At 31.8% G+C, this 17,863-nt stretch carries 25 protein-coding genes; 19 read left to right on the top strand and 6 right to left on the bottom strand.

The annotated features are described in order from the left end of the window. The first annotated feature begins 259 nt into the window (after positions 1-259). From AVL50_RS00250 to AVL50_RS00205, 9 genes are all read left to right on the top strand, one after another. The gene (locus AVL50_RS00250; RefSeq protein ID WP_157491070.1) at positions 260-520 is read left to right on the top strand and encodes a hypothetical protein; all 261 of its coding nucleotides are present in this window, start codon (positions 260-262) and stop codon (positions 518-520) included. Positions 521-905: 385 nt separating this feature from the next. Then, the gene (locus AVL50_RS00245) at positions 906-1,667 is read left to right on the top strand and encodes an N-6 DNA methylase (RefSeq protein WP_062614477.1); all 762 of its coding nucleotides are present in this window, start codon (positions 906-908) and stop codon (positions 1,665-1,667) included. Then, on the top strand, positions 1,664-1,861 hold the full coding sequence (locus AVL50_RS00240; protein ID WP_062614476.1) for a hypothetical protein: 198 nt from the start codon (positions 1,664-1,666) through the stop codon (positions 1,859-1,861). The genes AVL50_RS00245 and AVL50_RS00240 overlap by 4 nt, the downstream gene beginning before the upstream one ends. Next, the gene (locus AVL50_RS00235) at positions 1,854-2,351 is read left to right on the top strand and encodes a hypothetical protein (RefSeq protein WP_062614475.1); all 498 of its coding nucleotides are present in this window, start codon (positions 1,854-1,856) and stop codon (positions 2,349-2,351) included. Before AVL50_RS00240 ends, AVL50_RS00235 begins: the two co-directional genes overlap by 8 nt. Continuing rightward, complete coding sequence (locus AVL50_RS00230) at positions 2,338-6,108, top strand: SNF2-related protein (RefSeq protein ID WP_062614474.1); 3,771 nt, start codon at positions 2,338-2,340, stop codon at positions 6,106-6,108. The genes AVL50_RS00235 and AVL50_RS00230 overlap by 14 nt, the downstream gene beginning before the upstream one ends. A gap of 21 nt (positions 6,109-6,129) precedes the next feature. Continuing rightward, complete coding sequence (locus tag AVL50_RS00225; protein ID WP_062614473.1) at positions 6,130-7,302, top strand: hypothetical protein; 1,173 nt, start codon at positions 6,130-6,132, stop codon at positions 7,300-7,302. 27 nt (positions 7,303-7,329) lie between these two features. Next, positions 7,330-8,172, top strand: coding sequence for a hypothetical protein (locus AVL50_RS00220; protein WP_062614472.1), 843 nt, complete (start codon positions 7,330-7,332; stop codon positions 8,170-8,172). A gap of 475 nt (positions 8,173-8,647) precedes the next feature. Then, complete coding sequence (locus AVL50_RS00210) at positions 8,648-9,661, top strand: DNA cytosine methyltransferase (RefSeq protein ID WP_172826728.1); 1,014 nt, start codon at positions 8,648-8,650, stop codon at positions 9,659-9,661. A gap of 5 nt (positions 9,662-9,666) precedes the next feature. Then, positions 9,667-10,353 carry a DUF6549 family protein gene (locus AVL50_RS00205; protein ID WP_062614469.1) on the top strand — a complete coding sequence of 229 codons (687 nt, stop codon included), beginning with the start codon at positions 9,667-9,669 and terminating at the stop codon, positions 10,351-10,353. A gap of 393 nt (positions 10,354-10,746) precedes the next feature. On the opposite strand, the gene AVL50_RS00195 is transcribed toward AVL50_RS00205, so the two are convergent. The 4 genes from AVL50_RS00195 to AVL50_RS33255 all read right to left on the bottom strand — a co-directional run bounded on the left by AVL50_RS00195 (position 10,747) and on the right by AVL50_RS33255 (position 12,424). Continuing rightward, positions 10,747-11,319: a hypothetical protein gene (locus AVL50_RS00195; RefSeq protein WP_062614467.1), complete on the bottom strand. Its 573-nt coding sequence runs from the start codon at positions 11,317-11,319 to the stop codon at positions 10,747-10,749. Positions 11,320-11,341: 22 nt separating this feature from the next. Then, entirely contained in the window at positions 11,342-11,560 is a 219-nt protein-coding gene (locus AVL50_RS00190) for a hypothetical protein (RefSeq protein ID WP_062614466.1), read from the bottom strand. A gap of 83 nt (positions 11,561-11,643) precedes the next feature. Further along, the gene (locus AVL50_RS00185; RefSeq protein ID WP_253764238.1) at positions 11,644-12,150 is read right to left on the bottom strand and encodes a recombinase family protein; all 507 of its coding nucleotides are present in this window, start codon (positions 12,148-12,150) and stop codon (positions 11,644-11,646) included. Further along, the gene (locus tag AVL50_RS33255; RefSeq protein WP_172826726.1) at positions 12,092-12,424 is read right to left on the bottom strand and encodes a hypothetical protein; all 333 of its coding nucleotides are present in this window, start codon (positions 12,422-12,424) and stop codon (positions 12,092-12,094) included. The genes AVL50_RS00185 and AVL50_RS33255 overlap by 59 nt, the downstream gene beginning before the upstream one ends. A 249-nt stretch (positions 12,425-12,673) precedes the next feature. Between AVL50_RS33255 and AVL50_RS00180 the strand changes: the two genes are divergently transcribed. After that, positions 12,674-12,940 (top strand): hypothetical protein, encoded by a 267-nt coding sequence (locus AVL50_RS00180; protein WP_062614464.1) that lies wholly within the window; start codon positions 12,674-12,676, stop codon positions 12,938-12,940. A gap of 189 nt (positions 12,941-13,129) precedes the next feature. Further along, the gene (locus AVL50_RS00175) at positions 13,130-13,654 is read left to right on the top strand and encodes a hypothetical protein (protein ID WP_062614463.1); all 525 of its coding nucleotides are present in this window, start codon (positions 13,130-13,132) and stop codon (positions 13,652-13,654) included. 80 nt (positions 13,655-13,734) lie between these two features. Here the strand turns inward: AVL50_RS00175 and AVL50_RS00170 are convergent, their stop codons facing one another. Next, complete coding sequence (locus tag AVL50_RS00170) at positions 13,735-14,172, bottom strand: type II toxin-antitoxin system HigA family antitoxin (protein WP_062614462.1); 438 nt, start codon at positions 14,170-14,172, stop codon at positions 13,735-13,737. A 65-nt stretch (positions 14,173-14,237) separates the two neighbouring features. Continuing rightward, on the bottom strand, positions 14,238-14,570 hold the full coding sequence (locus AVL50_RS00165; protein ID WP_062614461.1) for a type II toxin-antitoxin system HigB family toxin: 333 nt from the start codon (positions 14,568-14,570) through the stop codon (positions 14,238-14,240). Between the two features lie 194 nt (positions 14,571-14,764). Between AVL50_RS00165 and AVL50_RS00160 the strand changes: the two genes are divergently transcribed. The 8 genes from AVL50_RS00160 (at position 14,765) to AVL50_RS00125 (ending at position 17,830) form a co-directional block, all read left to right on the top strand. Next, positions 14,765-14,974, top strand: coding sequence for a helix-turn-helix domain-containing protein (locus tag AVL50_RS00160; protein WP_062614460.1), 210 nt, complete (start codon positions 14,765-14,767; stop codon positions 14,972-14,974). Then, positions 14,955-15,491 (top strand): hypothetical protein, encoded by a 537-nt coding sequence (locus tag AVL50_RS00155; RefSeq protein WP_062614459.1) that lies wholly within the window; start codon positions 14,955-14,957, stop codon positions 15,489-15,491. Before AVL50_RS00160 ends, AVL50_RS00155 begins: the two co-directional genes overlap by 20 nt. Before the next feature lie 53 nt (positions 15,492-15,544). Continuing rightward, on the top strand, positions 15,545-15,793 hold the full coding sequence (locus AVL50_RS00150) for a hypothetical protein (protein WP_062614458.1): 249 nt from the start codon (positions 15,545-15,547) through the stop codon (positions 15,791-15,793). Positions 15,794-15,830: 37 nt separating this feature from the next. Beyond that, positions 15,831-16,067 (top strand): hypothetical protein, encoded by a 237-nt coding sequence (locus AVL50_RS00145; protein WP_062614457.1) that lies wholly within the window; start codon positions 15,831-15,833, stop codon positions 16,065-16,067. Between the two features lie 75 nt (positions 16,068-16,142). Then, positions 16,143-16,520 (top strand): hypothetical protein, encoded by a 378-nt coding sequence (locus tag AVL50_RS00140; RefSeq protein WP_062614456.1) that lies wholly within the window; start codon positions 16,143-16,145, stop codon positions 16,518-16,520. Positions 16,521-16,557: 37 nt separating this feature from the next. After that, the gene (locus AVL50_RS00135; RefSeq protein ID WP_062614455.1) at positions 16,558-16,794 is read left to right on the top strand and encodes a hypothetical protein; all 237 of its coding nucleotides are present in this window, start codon (positions 16,558-16,560) and stop codon (positions 16,792-16,794) included. Positions 16,795-16,874: 80 nt separating this feature from the next. Continuing rightward, positions 16,875-17,369: a hypothetical protein gene (locus tag AVL50_RS00130; protein ID WP_062614454.1), complete on the top strand. Its 495-nt coding sequence runs from the start codon at positions 16,875-16,877 to the stop codon at positions 17,367-17,369. A 2-nt stretch (positions 17,370-17,371) separates the two neighbouring features. Then, a complete protein-coding gene (locus AVL50_RS00125; RefSeq protein WP_062614453.1) occupies positions 17,372-17,830 on the top strand; it encodes a hypothetical protein in 459 nt (152 codons plus the stop codon). Positions 17,831-17,863 lie beyond the last annotated feature (33 nt).

Below are 17,863 nucleotides of genomic sequence, written 5' to 3'. Positions count from 1 at the left end.
GCTGGACATCTCTTTTATGATTATGATCGAAGAGGTCTCTATAAAAAGAAGATGCAGAATTTTGTTGATGAGCTGGAAAAGAAGGGATTGAAACTAACTAAAGTAGGACAATAACGGCTACAAATATGAAACAGCAAGGATTAAGTGTGAAACCCTATCAGCCGACCACAAATGATGAATAGTAGCACAAAGTATAATCCAGCACAACAGCCCTGTTGTTTTATATTTATTGTTATGGGCTGGCTTAAATATCAATATTATGGCAACTAAAAAACTTTTTTCTTCATTGTCAGCAAAAAAGAAAGATGAAGTTTTTCAAAACACTATTGATTTAGTCATCAATACAATAGGACTATCAAAAGGATTAAGAAACGAAATCAGGAAGCAAATAGATTTAGGAAAAATGCTTCACAACAGAAAAATTTTTGACGATATGGTTAAAAGACAATATGTGTTTACTCATAACGGCTTAACATTTACTACAAATGTTGTTGAAATGAAGAAAAAAATGAAAGTTTAACTGTTGATTCAGTTTGCCCATAACAGAGCAGTAATATGAACCTATTCCTCATTTTAATCTGTTTTATTTCAATTTATCCTCTTTACCTGTTTGATAATACATCTGAAAATGGAAGAGCAGTACATTTTCACTCTATTACTGGATGCCGTATATGTAATCAAAAACGGGATGAAAGAGGAATGAATTTTAATAAGCTTCGTCATCATTTTTTCTGTTGAATGTACTGAAATCAAATGTATTAAAGTAAAAAAAAATCCAAGAACAATGTTGCACCTATTTATGAAAATAGCCCTTCTTGAAAGGAAATATACAAAACCTTTAAATGGAACTTTAAAAAAAGTAACCTCAAACAACAAGAAAGTGAAAAAGTACATTATCGGTTAAGATGAAAGCTGAAGCGAAATATAACTCACTGGTTGATGATTTGATCAAAGCTGAGAACTATCAACTCACTGAGACAGAAATTGAATTTCTCAAGAATTACAATCCACCAAGAGAAAAGGATACTGGGGAATATAATTTATATGAATATTTCACCCCTTTTTTCATTAGTGAAATAATGTATAAGCTGGCAGTCAAACATGGTTACCAAGGGGGGAGTGTATTAGATCCCTCATCAGGTACGGGAAGGCTATTGGAATACTTCCCTTCAGAAAACCACTCTCAACTGTATTTTGTAGAGAGAGATGAAAAGAACCATGCAGTTGGCAAAGCCTTATACCCCGATTCCCATCACTTTCAAGGGTACTTCGAAGAGACTTTTTTAGAGAAGCACAAAAGAAGCAGACTGAAATCAGGCACCAGTAATTTAAAAGGGTACCCATTTGATCTTATTATGACGAATCCACCCTATGGTCCTGAACACAAAAACAAGTACTCGATTTACTTTCGTAATGAATTGAAGAAACTGGGAATAAAGAAAATCACTTTGGATGGTTTTTTCATTCTTAAGTCATTGGACCTTCTGAAAAAAGATGGTTTGATGGTGATACTCACCGCTTCAGCTTTCCTTTCAAACAACAATAATCTGAACGGTTTAAAAAGCATATTAGACAGTAAATGTACGCTGGAAGATGCCTATAGATTGCCTTCCATATTTGACACAACAAAAGTTCCAACTGATATTATTATACTGAGAAAGAAATGACAGAGAAATCGATAAGAGATGAAATCTACAATTTTTTAAAAGCCAACGAAAGTAAACTTAAAAGTTTATTAAAGGCTCAATTATCATCAAAAGAAGGGTATAAGTTTATTGAGAGCAGAATCATTAGTATGATGGCAACTGAAAATTTGTCGTTGAGTGAATCGGTGATGCAACTGAATTTCGAACATGAATAGAAATGCATTTTATAGAGCAAGATCACATTACTATCATTTAGTTTCTACCAGGAATAAAAATGAACTGATTAAGGCTGGATTGTCCGAAAATGATATTACTCAGAGGATCAATAAAGAGAATATTGAGTATTACAATTATGGAAGAAAACCTCCTAAAGAAATTAGTGAAGTTGATGATAAAATAATAGAAGGTCTTTCAAGTCAATTCAGTAATGCTGAACTTACTTTTAAGGATTTATCTCAATGCTCGAACTATTTTGAAATCAACCCTGATAAAATAATTGGGCAGACGATCAGGACAACAAGCTTATTTTTTCCTTTTATGGTGAAAGGTGGTGAAAAAGAAGTAGTGGACTATTTCAAAAACCGTTTAAAACATAAAACTGAAAAAGAAATAATACTAGCTAAAGCTAAGGCGAAAATAAAAATCATTCGTATCAGAAAACAACTACTAGAAATCAGATTAAAGAACACAAATGACACTCATTAATAGATATACTGGAAAACTAGATCAGCAGACAAAGAACCTAATAAAGAATATCAGTAAAGGCAATTTACAGGGGTTAGGTAGTGTCAGTTCTGATCTTGCGAAGTCTTTTGATCAGATGGTCGAAAAATGGAACCCGGATTTAACCATTGACGAGATAAAAGCCTATAATTGGTATCAGCATAAAATGGGCCTTCCATTAAAGAACTGGAAGAAATCAAAGGTTTACAATCACTTTTCATTGACAGATAAAGAGATCAGTCAATTTGTGAAAAATGGTGTTTTATTTATCAAGAAAGGGGTGGAATACCCTCAGCCATTAGCTGTTTTTCTTTCAAAGAATTTATACGCTTTAGAACGTGAGGTAAAATCGATTGAAGAGGATATTATCAGTAAGTATGGTCAGAATGCTTATGAAAATCATATTCGTGTTATCAATAAATTCAAACCTAAAGCACTTTCATTTTTCAATAAAAGTATTGCTGACAGACCAATATTGAAAGCTATCAGTAAATTCTCACAGGAACATCTTATTTCAGAATACAATGATGACTTAGGATTGTACTTGGAGGAACCGACTGCACTTTCTACGGCTTTTGAAATGTATTTGCTTCATCTTTCTGAAGATGAACTGCCAAGGAATATGTCAGGTCAGTTCATTAATCTCTATTATCTGCAGGGGGCTAGAAAGCCAAGGGATATGGATAAGAAAGTTTTTGAGAGAGATAAGATGAAGGCCGTGGAAGAAGGAGAGAAGCTTTACGCTAAATTTCTGCATGAGGGTATATCGGTCAATGAACGAATGAAGTTAGATCGTCTTTGGAATGAACAGTTCAACGGTTATTGTGATATTATCTCAAAGAAGGTGCCTATCGCATTGGAAGTTTCAGATTCTTTTCATGGTTTTAATTTCTCTTTGAGACCTGCACAAAGGGATGGAGTAGCCTTTATGGATATAAAGAAATCAGGAATCATCGCCTTTGATGTTGGAGTAGGCAAGACCATCACAGCAATATCTCAGATTGCATCTGCTATGCAGCAAGGCAGGTGTAAAAAGCCACTTATCATTGTACCTAATCCTACTTATTCCAACTGGATTTCAGAAATGTTTGGTAAGGTGGATGACAATGGAAAAAAATTAAAAGGTGTTCTTTCCGGAACGGGTATCAAGATCAATGAATGGTACAATCTGAACAATAAGATCTGTCAGGAGAATGATATTGATTTTGATACAGTAGTCGATGATAATACGATCACATTAGTAACATTCGAAGGGCTTAAAAAGATTGGTTTCTCCACAAATCTTGAAGGTGACTTTGTAAATGAGATAAGCAACATATTAGAGCAGGATTTTCATGATTTGAAAAAAGATAATGCCGGCTACCATAAACTTATAGGTTTGGTGCCATCCAAGGGACAGCAAAGAAGGGACCAGCAAAGGAGAGAATCTATTGATAATGAAATCAGTGAATCTACATTTGACACTGTTTGCAACATTGACACACTAGGCTTTGATTATGTTGTAGTGGATGAAGCTCACAACTTCAAGAACTTATTTGGCGATGTAAAAAAAGATGATGGAGAAAGTGCTAAACGTTTCAATTTCAGTGGCAGTACAGGCAGTCAGAGAGCAAGACAGTTATTCTTTGTGACCAATTACATACAGAATAAGTTCAAGGGAAATGTTATGCTCCTTACGGCAACGCCTTTTAACAATTCTCCATTGGAAGTTTTCTCCATGCTCAGTTATGTTGCTCGAGAGAATTTGAACGATATGAATCTATTCAACCTGAATAGATTTTTTGAGACTTTCATTGATGAAACTTTCGAAACTGTAGTAAAACCCAATGGGTCCTTAGATAAAAAGGTAGTTGTAAAGAGCTTCAATAACATGCTTGTGTTAGGTAAGTTGCTTTACAATAACATCAACTACAAAACGGGTGATGAGGCCAATGTGCCAAGGCCATGCAAGATAAACCTTCCTCTTACCACTAAAATGGTAAATGGTGAGGCTGTGAAGCTTCCTCTAAAGGAACAGAAGGTCACATATATCTCTATGACTGAAAGACAGGAACAAAATCAGTTGGCTATCGTTGCAGCTGCTAATAATGCTCCTAAAAATGATACGGGTGCTATTCTTAAAATGATGGGTCAATCCATTAATAATGCATTGTCTCCACATATATTTGAAAAAACACCGCCAAGTCAGCTAACTGCTGCTCAATTCGTAAATGACTCCCCGAAAATCAAGTATGCCTGTTTATGTGCTAAATCAGTCCGTGATTACCACGTAAAAAGAGATGAGCATATTTCAGGTGTGGTGATTTATATTGATAGAGGCAAAGATTACTTTGAACTGGTAAAGCAGTATTTAATCCAAGAATGTGGTTACAAAGACAAGGTGAAATCTACCACTGGAGGTACAGTTTCCGAGGTTGAAATCATAACAGGAAGCACCACAACAAACAAAAAAGAAAAGATAAAGAATGCTTTTCAAGCTGGAGAAATCAAAGTCATCATTGGCAGTTCTACTATCAAAGAAGGTATTAACCTTCAAAAGTACGGTACTGTACTAATCAATTGCCTTCCTGACTGGAACTCTACAGGTGTACAACAACTTAATGGAAGGATTTACAGACAAGGCAATAAGTATGGTATTGTTCGCTTAGTGATGCCTTTGGTGGAGAACTCTATGGATGTTTTCATTTTTCAGAAGCTGGAAGAGAAAACATCAAGAATCAATACACTTTGGGCAAGAGGGGACAGAAAGAATGTTCTTGATGAGGAGTCATTGGACCCGCAGGAAGTGAAAATGGCCTTGATCACTGATTTAAAAGTATTAGCAGATCATGAGATCAAAACAGAGTTAATGGACGTTGAAGGTGAAATTTCCTCACTTTATGAAACGAAAAAATCTCTTAGTGAATTCAGTGCTTTGAAAAGTAGGCTCAACGATGATAGAGATACTGTTTTTGCTGACTTTTTAAGACAGAAGTCAAACTTTTCACAAAGGCATTATTTGAAAAACCCGTATAAAGATTATGAGGATTTCAAAAATAGGACCTACGGTAATACGTCAAAAAGAGCGTATGATGAAGCGTTAAGGCACATGAACCTTTTCAATGAGCTTAGTGAATTGAACTTTGATGAAAATGATGCTACAAGTATTGAGGATAAAATACTTTTGAAATTTTCTCGCAGACTGAAGTCGGCAAATGGTCAGGTGACTGGTATGTATTACATAGACAGGTTCCGGGACAATATGAAAGTCTATCAATCTACGGTAAGATCTGTTATTGAGAAAAGAGGTTTTAGCGAGGAGGATGATATTGAAAAGATTATTGAATCTGTGGAGAAAGATATAACGGCAAAGGAAACACTGAGAAAAACGCTAACATCTCCTGACTACTTCAATGAGGTAATAGAAAAAATACGAGAGTATAAAGAAACCATGAATATCGATGGTGCAACCCCTGAAGGAAGAGCCAAGGAGTTTTCAGACCTCAACTATGTATTGTCTTATTCTTTCGCAGATATTGATCATTCTAAATGTGATATACCAACGGTGGAGAATAAGAGGAAAATTAAAATAACACCTGCCACTAAAAGTAAGGAAAATGATTCTAGCCGTATTTCTGCTGCTGAGATTAAAAAGAAAATTGAGGCAGAGAAGAAGGCGAACATAATTAAAGTGAAAGCGAGGGCTAAACTTAAAATTGTTCGTATCAGAATGAAAAAGCTTCAATTAGAGCAAGAATAAACCTATTAACCTTTTATAAAAATGTCAGTAAAAGCTAACTTAAAAAACTACCAGGAACTTTATAAAAAGCATAAAGCTCTAATCGATGACAATGGCCTGACAGAAGCCATTGAACTGATTGATGATTCCAAGTCATTATATGACGATGATAAGGAAATCAAATCTATGGTGGATGAGTCACTGGATGCTCTTAACTTTCTTTTTGAGAAGAAACTTAAATCATCTGCACCTTCGCCAAGCAAGAAGAAAGGAGAAAGTAAAAATGTGAAGTCTGCAGATACTCCAAAGAATCTTTCACAGTTGAAGCAATGGTTAAAGAATAACATCAACCACTATTTATATTGTGATACTCTTGCTCCTAATTTATCAGGAAAGAGAAAAATTCTTCATGTACAGACTAATTCAGTACAATTGTCTCAATTGTATAATAAGGAAGGATCTTGGTTAGAATTAAATAAAGCAAGTGATTTTACTTTTCATGATACCTACTTTTCCATTGATTCATTTGATGGTGAGATAAAATATTTTTACATAGAATCTGATTATTTAAAACAGAAGAAAGGTAAAAGTACTGCTAAAAAAAGTGTTACTCCCAAAAAGAAAAGTACTCCTGCCTGTTCTAATAAAAATAGAACGCTCGTGTTTGCATTCTCTGATGATTTAAAACTGATCAGAAGATTCAAAACATTTATTGGCAAAGAAAAAAATAAAAAGCAGTTTCTTTCTCTGTTCAGAGCTTTTGAAAGAGCAATCACTGAGAAAAAGATTGATAAAAACAGCCCTTACAAAGAAACAATCAATACTATCCACTCAGCTCTTACTAAAGTAATTAACGACTTGGAGAAAGAACAGGATCTCGCTCAGATTGATGTTAAGAATGATTTTGAAGAAACAATACTCAAACTAACCAACCAAACATCAATCAGGACTTCTGTGGGGCTTTTGAAACGATTTATTACAGTTGAAGGCGGTGATTTTTCAGGTAATATAAAAAGGCTTGAAACACTTCGTAATGCATTTGAATCGGCCCTTTCTAAAGGGAAAGTATGTGAAGGAGACATTTACTATAAAGAAGTTCACAACGCTAAAAAATCATTGATCAAGGCCATAGAAAATGGAGGTAAGGTTTCTATTTCCAAACAAGAACTGAATGGTTTAAATGGTATCTGTAACTGTAACACCCAGTTAAACTAATCTGAAACTCTAATCAAAAGCTAACAGATGAACATAGATTTAAGAAAAGTTCCTGCTGATATTAAAAAAATATATCAGCAGGCATTAAAGGATGATGATAATATTTCTCTTAAAATCATAGAACAGGAAATTAAAAAGCATTACCCGAAAGCAATCAAGAAAAGTGTTTCAAAAACCGCTTCACCAAGAAAAAAAACAGCTGTAAGGAAAAAAGTAACTATTCAGGAGAATAAGAAATCAGTAGGCAGTCTTGGTGCTATCCGTATTGATAAAACAAGACCTTCTACAACTCTGATTCAATTACCTACAATCGTTGGTGACTTCTTAGAAAATGTGGAAAGGAAAGAATATGCTTTAGTGCTCAGAGGCCAAAAGGGAGCAGGAAAATCTACCCTTCTTTTTCAGATTATGAATGCATTCGGTATTGCAGGTTATAGTGTTTGCTTCTTTTCATTGGAAATGGCTGGAGACAGTAAGTTGATCTCAAATATGAGAGACAAACATATCTCTGCACATGCTCAAAGAAATACCTACATCGTATCAGATACTCCCAATGGCATTAAAGACTTAGAAGAAGCAGCCAGAAAGTTTGATGTAGTAGCTATTGACAGCTTTTCAAAAGTAAAAGGGGCAAAACAGGGGGATTTTGACTATTTACGAAAGAAATATCCTAACACATTTTTTATCGTTATTTTCCAATCTACCACCGCAGGAACAGCAAGAGGAGGTAGTATGAGTGAATATGATGCTCAATGTGTGATTCAGTGTAACTATCCTGGTATTGCACATTGCGAAAAGAACAGATACTCTGAAGGAGAAAAAATCTATTATGATATTCATAATAAAAAAATTGTGGATGAAGAAAAGTAATGAAATTTTCTACTTAATGATTAATAACAAATGAACTATTTCTCAAACGATATTCAAGAACTTAAACAAAGAGGTCTCAGTAATACTCAGATAGCTAAAGAGCTTAACACAAGCACAAAACATGTAAATAAATGTGTAAGGGAGGTCTTAAAAGGTCAATCTGATAAACAAACAAAAGAATTGGTCATAAAGTATCATCTTCATGGTTTTTCATCTAGATCCATTGGTGAAAAAGTAAGCCTTTCACATACAAAGTGTTTGAAAATAATTAGACTTTACAAGGAAGGTTTAAAGAGTTCTTTTTTCAAAAGAATAATGCATCATTTGAGATTATTCTTAATCAAGGATAATCCTTTCTATTGATACAATGTTCTATTTGCTATATGGTGAGGATTTTTACAAAAAAAATATTCATTCACCTAACATACATAATACAAATGACAAGGGTACAGTTAAGGAACCTATTAAATCACACATGTTCAATTTAATTTTTAAAGTTTTTACTGAAAGTAGTACTAAAAGTGATGGACTTGGTAATTTATGTAGCAATAAGGAATACAATGTTGTTTCGTGTTTTGATGGCATTAGCGGAGCACAACTAGCATTGAAGAATGCCGGTATTAAGGTTAAAAATTACTATGCTTCTGAGATTGATGAAAATGCAATTTATATCACTCAAAAGCACTTCCCAAATACGATTCAAGTAGGTGACATTAAAGAGGTTGACAAATCAAATTTCAAAGGAAAAATTGATATTCTAATTGGAGGTTCACCATGTCAAGGTTTTTCAAGTGCTGGGAAGAGATTAAATTTTGATGATCCTCGAAGTATGCTGTTTTTTGAGTTTGAAAGACTTTTGAAGACCTTAAAACCGAAGTACTTTATTTTCGAAAATGTCTCTATGAATAAGGATATTGAAGAGATAATATCAAAACGATTAGGGGTAGAAAATGAAAAGGTAAATTCTTCATTATTGACGGCTCAAAATAGAGTAAGGAATTATTGGACTAATATTGATTTTGACCTTCCGGAAGACAAAGGAATTGTTCTAAAGGATATTTTGATTCATAAGGAAAATAAAATGTCGGCTTTAAGAGGAAGGTTCGATGACAATGCTAAAAAATACATTCAACAATTAGAGTTGCGAAAAGATGAAGAGTCAAACACAATTACAACAACTCTAAAAGATAATTTAATTGTCACCAATAAGCCGATAAAGAAATGTAACCTCCATCCATCGGGCAAAGGCATGAGAGGTTGGGTATATGACATCAAAGGAAAATCACCTACAATGACAACAAATAAAGGTGAAGGTTCATTTATTGCTAATGATAAATTCCTTAGAAAACTTACTCCTTTGGAGTGTGAGAGACTTCAGGGGTTTCCTGATAATTATACCAAAGGCATTTCAAATACACAGCGATATAAAGTACTGGCTCAATCGTTTACAGTCAGTATAATTTCTCATATTTTTAAACAACTAATTTAACAAACATGTTACCATTTTTAAACCCAATTATTAATAAGTCTATTCATTGGACGAAGAACACTGTGATGCCATTTTTGAGGCGACATGGTTTAGAAGCAATTCTGGTCATCATCTCACTTTTCTTACTCGGATTTACAGTTGTAAAAACTGATACTTTGAATCAAGAAAGAGAAAAAACAAAAGCATTAACTCACCTCATTGAAGGTAAGAACCATGTCATTGAAACCTATAAAAATAAAAATGGTGAATTGGTACAGACCGTTGATGCTCTGAAACTATCAAAGAATACTCTAAAAGAAATGCATAAGCAAAAAGAATTTGAGTGGTTACACAAATTCGAAAGTTTAAAAAAAAATTACCGGAACCTAGAAAATGCTTATCAGATTTCCTTAAATGCGAGTTCAAAAATCGAGAATATATCTTACCAAGATACCGTTATCAATATTACCGTAGATACTGTAGAAAGGGTAAGGTCAATGATATACAAAGACAAATACACTTACTTAAAAGCTCTATTAGATGAAAAAGGGAAGTCTCATTTTGAATATGATATAAAAATTCCTCTCGAAGTTGTATGCATTTGGCAAAGGAAATGGTTTCTAGGAAAAAAGAAATGGATTGTTGAAGCGGTTTCCTCAAATAAAAATGTAAAAGTAGGAAAGCTCAATACAATTATTATCAAGAAAAAGTAAAGCTTACTCTTCCGATTGGTCCATATGCACCAATCGGAAGAGTATAAAAATATTATTTCTTTTACCTATAAGTATGCTTTAATGAAAAAAATCAAACACCTATTACATACAATACAATCACTTGTCAAGAGAAGTAAAAGAGTAAACAATAAAAAACCTCCAGTTCCCATACATAAAATACAAACTACATTGTTCATCTGTTGTGGGAATAGAAGGTCTAATTCTCTATATGATCTTATACAAGATTACAACTTTAAAGTACTTGATTATTCACCTGTGAATAAAATAAGATTCATAATTACTTTGAATGATTTTGTCGAATTGATTGAAAAAATTAAGAGTGAGAATTTTAATGTAATTGTTGATAATGAGTCTAGCTATATAGCATAGTAACTATACCAATGTACTTTTAGGTTTGAAAAACCCTAAAATACAATCATTATTTCGTATAGCGATTTGTGTATGTGTTTTTGATTTTATTCCGGCCCCCGGATATAAATCACCACCTTCAAAAAATATTCCACGTACCGTATCAACTTTTTCCATTTCTCTATAATAGAAATTGATAACTGCACAATCCAACTCCCTTAAAAGAAGGTCTTTCTCAGTATCAGTTTTTGAGTTTTTGTTAGTTGGCAACTCAATATCAGCAAGATCAAAATCTTCAGCCATTCTTTTGTGACCCTGTTTTAGCTTATCCAATGAGCTTTTATCTGTCAAATCTAAACAGTCACCTAAAGTAAAAACTACCCCCACTACTGCAGGATCTTTTATGCTTCTGCTTTTTTTAGCCCATTCTAAAGCTCGTTGGTAATTATTTTCCCATACGTAGAACCCACTGCCTAACCAATCATATTTCTTTTCACTTTGTTTTACCAATGTTGGTTTTTCTAAAAGAGAATCTAAAGTTTGTTTTGAGCAACCATGAAAACCTATTACAAGGTTATGTCTATAGTTATATTTCATCAATATTGTTAGTAGTTGTTTATTATTTAATTCCGTTTAAACTTCTCATAGTTTTGATAGACCTTTTTCCTTTTCTTGAGGCATTTTCTTCTATCTTTTTTTCCAATGTAGGATAATTTGATTTTCCACCTTTTGATGAAAAAAGACCAATTCCTCTTAGTCTCGCTAAAGCAGCTTCAGGCGTTTTTTCCATACCTTCCGCAATAGACTTAACCTCTGCTAATGTTTTTTGTTTATACATACTTTAAAAATTTAGGTTTTATACAAATATAACTATTTTATTTTTAAACACTTATACATACAAAATATCAACTGCTATTATTGTTAATTACTTTTGGTTTTGATGTATCTGTAAAATGATGCTCTACTAATATTCAACGTATCACAAATTTCTTTAACAGACAACTTTTTTTCGTCATATAAGGATTGTGCTATGAGTGCTTTCTTTTTATTTTCATCTGAAAGTCCGGGCTTTCTCCCTCCCTTTATACCTCTTTTCCTTGCAGCTTCTAAACCATGTAATGTTCTATCAACAATTGTAGCTCTTTCAAACTCATACAAGGAAGCGAAAATATTAAAAAAAAGCTTTCCTGTTGTGGTTGTTGTATCTATATTCTCATGTATGGAAATCAGTTGACACTCTTTTGATCTTAAAGTCTCAACGATCTCTAAGAGGTTTTTAAGAGATCTTCCTAACCTATCCAAGGAAATAACAATAACTTCATCCCCAGGCCTTAAATTATCAATAAGTTTTTCCAGTTCTGGCCTATACTTAGTTGATCCAACTTTTTCTTGATAAATTCTCTCGCAACCTTTTTCTTCTAACGACATTAATTGTCTTGCTAGATCCTGATTTAGTGTTGATACCCTCGCATAGCCAATTTTCATATTTACCTCCTTTGATTTCTTTTCTTATGTATTTTAATGCAGTTTCTAAAGATAACTCCTGTTGGAGCAAACCTAACAATATTTTATGAGCATTACCCTTAATAAAGTTATACCTCTCTTTATTTTGAAATAAAAACATTACACAAAAATCTTCACTCATTGTATCATCAAAAAGAATATCTTTTAACAATTCGTCTATCTCTTTTTCGTACTTCATATTCATACTGTCTCATTAATTCATAAATAATGTAATTAATGAGACTAAGATAAGTGAAATGTATTTATGAGACAATTTTTATTAGTATACCAATGGATTTATAAAATTCACTTATAAGTGAAATAGTATCATAAAACGTTCGTATATTGAGACACATTAATTTATATATGGATATAAGTAAACTGGATATTGGTTAAGCTCTTTTTACGAGAGATGGAAGAAGAATTTTTAGTTTAAAAAAGTTAAGATATGAAAAAGAATATTGATGAATTAATAGATAGTTTTTCAGATAAAAAAATTACTGTAAGTCAATTGCATAGTAAGCTATTAGATTTATATAATATTACTCCTAGTTATTCTGTTTCCTTGGTCTATAGGAATAGAGAAAAACAATGTTTAAGGTGCTTAGTTACAGCAGCAAGTAATGAAGATGAAGCTTTAGGTATAGCTATTCGGCATTTTGATAAAGAGATGAAAGATTTAGACTTACACATGAAAGTTATCATCCCAGCTTAATTAATATGACAAAGAAGATGACATTGGTTCAGCTCTTTTTACGAGAGATGGAAGAAGAATTGGAAATGCAATTGTAACTGGGAAAGAAGGTTATCATTGGAATACTTTTATTCTAATGTGAGATTTACTTATATGGGCGATAAAACACCTATTTGGTGTACTGACTGATAAATATGATAAGATTGTAAAATGGAAAGTAAAAAAGGCATCTGGGAAATAAAGAAAGGTAAAAATAATAGGGTTTACATTGAATGTAACGATGAAAGCAAAATAATGCATCCTCAAAACCTTTGTAAAATGAATGGGTTAGGTGTTTATGGATATGAAAACCTTAAAGACTTATCTATAGCTATTTTGAAATATGAAAAAGAAGGACAGCATAATGAAGAAATTTGTGTAGATTTTTTACTCTCTAAAGGCTTTTCAACTGCTAAAAGATGGTTTGATAAAAAATGGGAACAGTTTAGAGTTTATTATAAAATTGAAGGATATGATTGTGATATACTTTTGTCTCCTACACCACAATCTATTGGCGACATGACCCAAGAAGAACAAGTTGATGAATTTTCAGAAATACAAATATTAGAAAAACATCATTACGGGGATTGGCATGTTTACATCAATACAATAGATAACCATCTTACAACACTTAATGAGCAAAGAGAGTTAGTTGAATTAATGAAAACATGTAAATGTCCTTTAATTGGTACTTAAAATATGAGTATAAAGAAAATTTTATTTATTGGTTCCAATAAAAAAAGCTTCTACATTAATGTAGAAGCTTTTTTTATCTTTTATGCTAACTCATAAAATTTATTTGCATTTTTTTGTTTCATATCTTTACCTATCAATCTTTCAAGAGGGATATTTAAAACTTGAGAAGTTTTAATAATCATAGAGGCACTTAATGGTCGTTTACCATTCATTACTTCACTAACTCTTCCTTTATTGCTTCCAATGATACCAATTAGATCTTTTTGTTTCAAATCTAAATTATCCATAGCACCTTCAATCCAATCAATAGGAGTCATTTCATCCATCATTAATTCTAATTCTGGCTCAATAACTCTATTTTGATATTCTTGTAATAAAATACTAAGCACATCAAATTTATTATCATCATCATTATTTCTATTCTCATTATCCATTAATAATGAGAAAACATGAGAATAATATTGATAATCTTGGTCATTGGTTATTTTTTTGTACTCAAAATGTTGTTGATCTTTCATTTTAATTTTCTTACTGTCTTAAGTTATAATTTGTTTACTGATAGTTAATTAGTTAGTCAGTTGTGTTATTTATTTTTTACCTTAAACATATTTAAATTATTCCTTGTCTTTTTCTGATTAAGATTTAATTTATCATACTCAGAATGAGTGCCAATGAATCTTATCTCAATTATTTTTTTATCAAAATCTATCTTAGTTATTAATCTATAAGTGTTACCTTTTATATTAAATATGTATAGATCATTTTTTTTATCCACTTTAGGGAAATCTGCTTTTAAGTCAGCAACACTTTTCCAGTTTTTTGATTTTGATATTGTATACCAATACATTAATCCATTTTTAGCAAGATTATTTTTCTTACTATATTCTTTTATGAAATCTAACTTTTGAATTATCATACACAAATATATGAAAAAGTTATCAAAAATGACAACTAAAAATAATTTTAATAAAAAAATACTAGATATTTAGTCTAGGTTTTTGTTTTAATATAACATGCTATATGTTAATTAGATAAGAGGGGAAACCTCTTTTTTTTCTTTCTATATACTACAATATTTGTAGTACTACATATTATGTAGTATATTGTGTTATGATCGATACGGGAAAAGTTTTAAGAGACATACGAACCTCTCTAAAACTTACACAAGAAGAGTTTGCCACTAAAATAGGTAAGTCTCAAAAAGAAATATCAAGATGGGAGCTGAACGGTATACCTGTTCAAAGACTAAATGATATAGCAAAGAGTTTTAATTTAGACCTGAAGGTAATTATTGAAAATCATGAACAACGAAATAGTTAAAAAAGCGTACAAAATTGATTTAGAAAAAATAGATGAAGGTTACTTGTTTGGTGACTTCATTTGTTATGCTGACACAAGAAATGAAGCGAAATCTTCCTTATTAAAAGAAGTAGAGTATGAAAGCATGATTATTAAAAACACTGGTGAAGAATTGACCTACTTAAATATTCCAATTGTTAGATGTAAGAGTGCTGATTTGTTAGATTTTGAAGGTTCTGAAAAAAAATTATGGGAGATTAACGAAATTCTCGCTGAAAGAAAAAGAATTAAAGCTTTACAAGAAATACTTAACAATGAACATATCAAATATTGCTACATAAGAAAAGGTGGTTATTATAGACCTAATTTTGGTGGATATACTGAATCAATCTACAAAGCTGGTGTTTATACTAAAGAAGATGCCGTTTCTCATGCAAAAAGTTGTAGAGATATATGGCTAGAAAGAATTGATATTGAAGAGCATAACCAGATAATAAAATCAAAAATTATCGATTTGGAAAGTAGAATTTTAGCTTAAACATAACGAGTTGAACATGAAAGTCATGAAATCAACTTTTAAAACAAAAATGTATGATATACATAGTAAAACAGTGGCGTTATAAGAATGATGATTCATTTATATTTGAATTAGATGCAACTTATAAATCATTTACAGATAGAGACAAAGCAGTAGAATATATTGATAAAGATGTTGCAGAAAAAAAGACATTAGATAGTGTTAATATTGATGATGATGATGTTAGAATATTTAAACATGTTTTTCATGGTAAATATGGTGATAAATATCAAATGATAATATCAACGCTTGATCAATCATAATTCAAAATTTTATGAGCTTAAATTAAATATTTGATCGATGACAAAAAAACTAACTAAAAAGCAAAAACGAGAAATAGTGAGGCTTGAGTGTATTAACTTATTGTCGCAAGCCTCAGAAGCTTTATTTGATGGAGCAAACATAATTGAACAAGACAAAGAAAGTTTACTTAATGGCGTTTACGAATACCTAGATAGTAAAAGGAAACCCAACGAACCGGATTACTTTGGAAGTGGGAAAGAGATAGTTGAATATGTACGTATGTTGAACAACTAACATATCTCAATAAATATGTCACTTCAATTTAACGATTGGAAAGTAGTAGAATTTTAGCTTAAACATTGATGAAAAATGACCTTGAAAGAAAATAAAGAATATTTCGGTAAAATGATACATAATTGGACTAATGAATATAAGAACAAATATGTAATTACAGGACTTCAGCAGGGAGGGGCAAACTTTGATAAACGAGTAGGTAGAGTTGCACAAGTTAGACTTGAAGCTGGTGATTTTGGCAGTGACAATGTTTTACTTAGACATTGTGACGGCACATTACAACAGCACACTAATCAATCATTCTGGCTTATTCCTGATAAATTTACAGAATACTTAAATGAATGCTTTAAAGATGTTTATTTAGATGATTCAGACAAACAAAACTACACTTTAGAAGGTCAAGATTCAGAACGGGGCTTTACAGCAATTTTAGGTAAAATATCTGAATTGTAGTAATCCATATATTGAAATAATTTTATACGAATAAATCATGGGCAAAGCTAGAAGAGATAGACTAATCATAGGTAGTATAGATCTAAAAGAATATTTAATTAATTTTGAAGATTGCACAATTAATAAATTAAGTGATATGAATGCAGGTTTAATTGATCCGTCCAATTACCAATCATTTGACACTTATGAGGAAGCTAAAAATGAGCTTATAGATTATTATGAAAATAGGATAGCAGACTTTAAGTTATTATTAAAACAAGCCAAAGATTTATAATTTTTGAAGTATGCACATACACTACACACTTCAAAAATACATTTGCAAATAATATTCTTACCACAAAATGTTTAAAGATTATGGAAATAATAACTAGAATTTCACTAATTGGAGTAAAAGGAATAGGAGAATTAAGTTTGACTGGTGAAACTGGAAAGCACTATTTTGATACGGTTTTGATTTCAACAGATAAGAATGAAGAACATACTATTTTTCACTTCCAAGACCATAGTAATACTCATAAGTACAAAGCAGAATTAAAGTTTGACAATTCGAGCTTTAGATGGATGATTGAAAGTGTAAACGAAGGTGATAAACTTAACACAATAGAAGAGCCTTTGATCAGAATGAGATATACTATCAACAAAGGTAGCAGGGCTATAGCATATAATGAGGAAACACGTTTCAATTGGTTCAATAATGATCTATTCCATGTACAATGTGATCAAAACTCTATTAATTTTAAAAAGCGTTTATTCCAAATATTGATTGATCATCTCAATAATCTTGATTTGCTCCAATATGGAGAAAAATTAGATCTTGAAGAAAACCCACCAATACCAAACTTGAAATAAAAATGGGTGTAAGAAAAAAATATACAGATGAAGATGTACTTCAGGTAGCAAAAAAATACGAATATCTAAAGGACTTCAGAAGAGAACAACCTACTCTTTTCAATATTTCATTTAATAGAGGTATAGATATTTCATTCTTGAAAAAGACTAAACGTAGAAAGAAGAAATTCACAGATGATGAAATAATGAAGGTGGCCAAAAAGTATGAGTACTTAAATGATTTTAGAACGAAAAATAAGAATTTTTATCTATTGGCTTACACTAGAAAATTAGATATTTCATTTCTAAAAAATGCCCCTTCTCGTAAATTAAATAAAGATGGGTATAGAAATATTGGAGCCATAGTAAAACAAGAAATTCACTCAGATATGTTTCAAATTGCTAAGAAAAAAGGAATTACCTTATCCGAAGCTGTCACCGAAGCACTGGGTAAATACATTGTTGATAATGATACTAAGTAGTAGCAAGTGGTTTTTACTTCCTTCTGAGTAAAA

It is taken from the genome of Flammeovirga sp. SJP92 (assembly GCF_001583495.1).
Classification (GTDB): Bacteria; Bacteroidota; Bacteroidia; order Cytophagales; family Flammeovirgaceae; genus Flammeovirga.
Note: the sequence above shows the minus strand (reverse complement) of the source record. Positions and strands in the feature narration are given on the sequence as shown.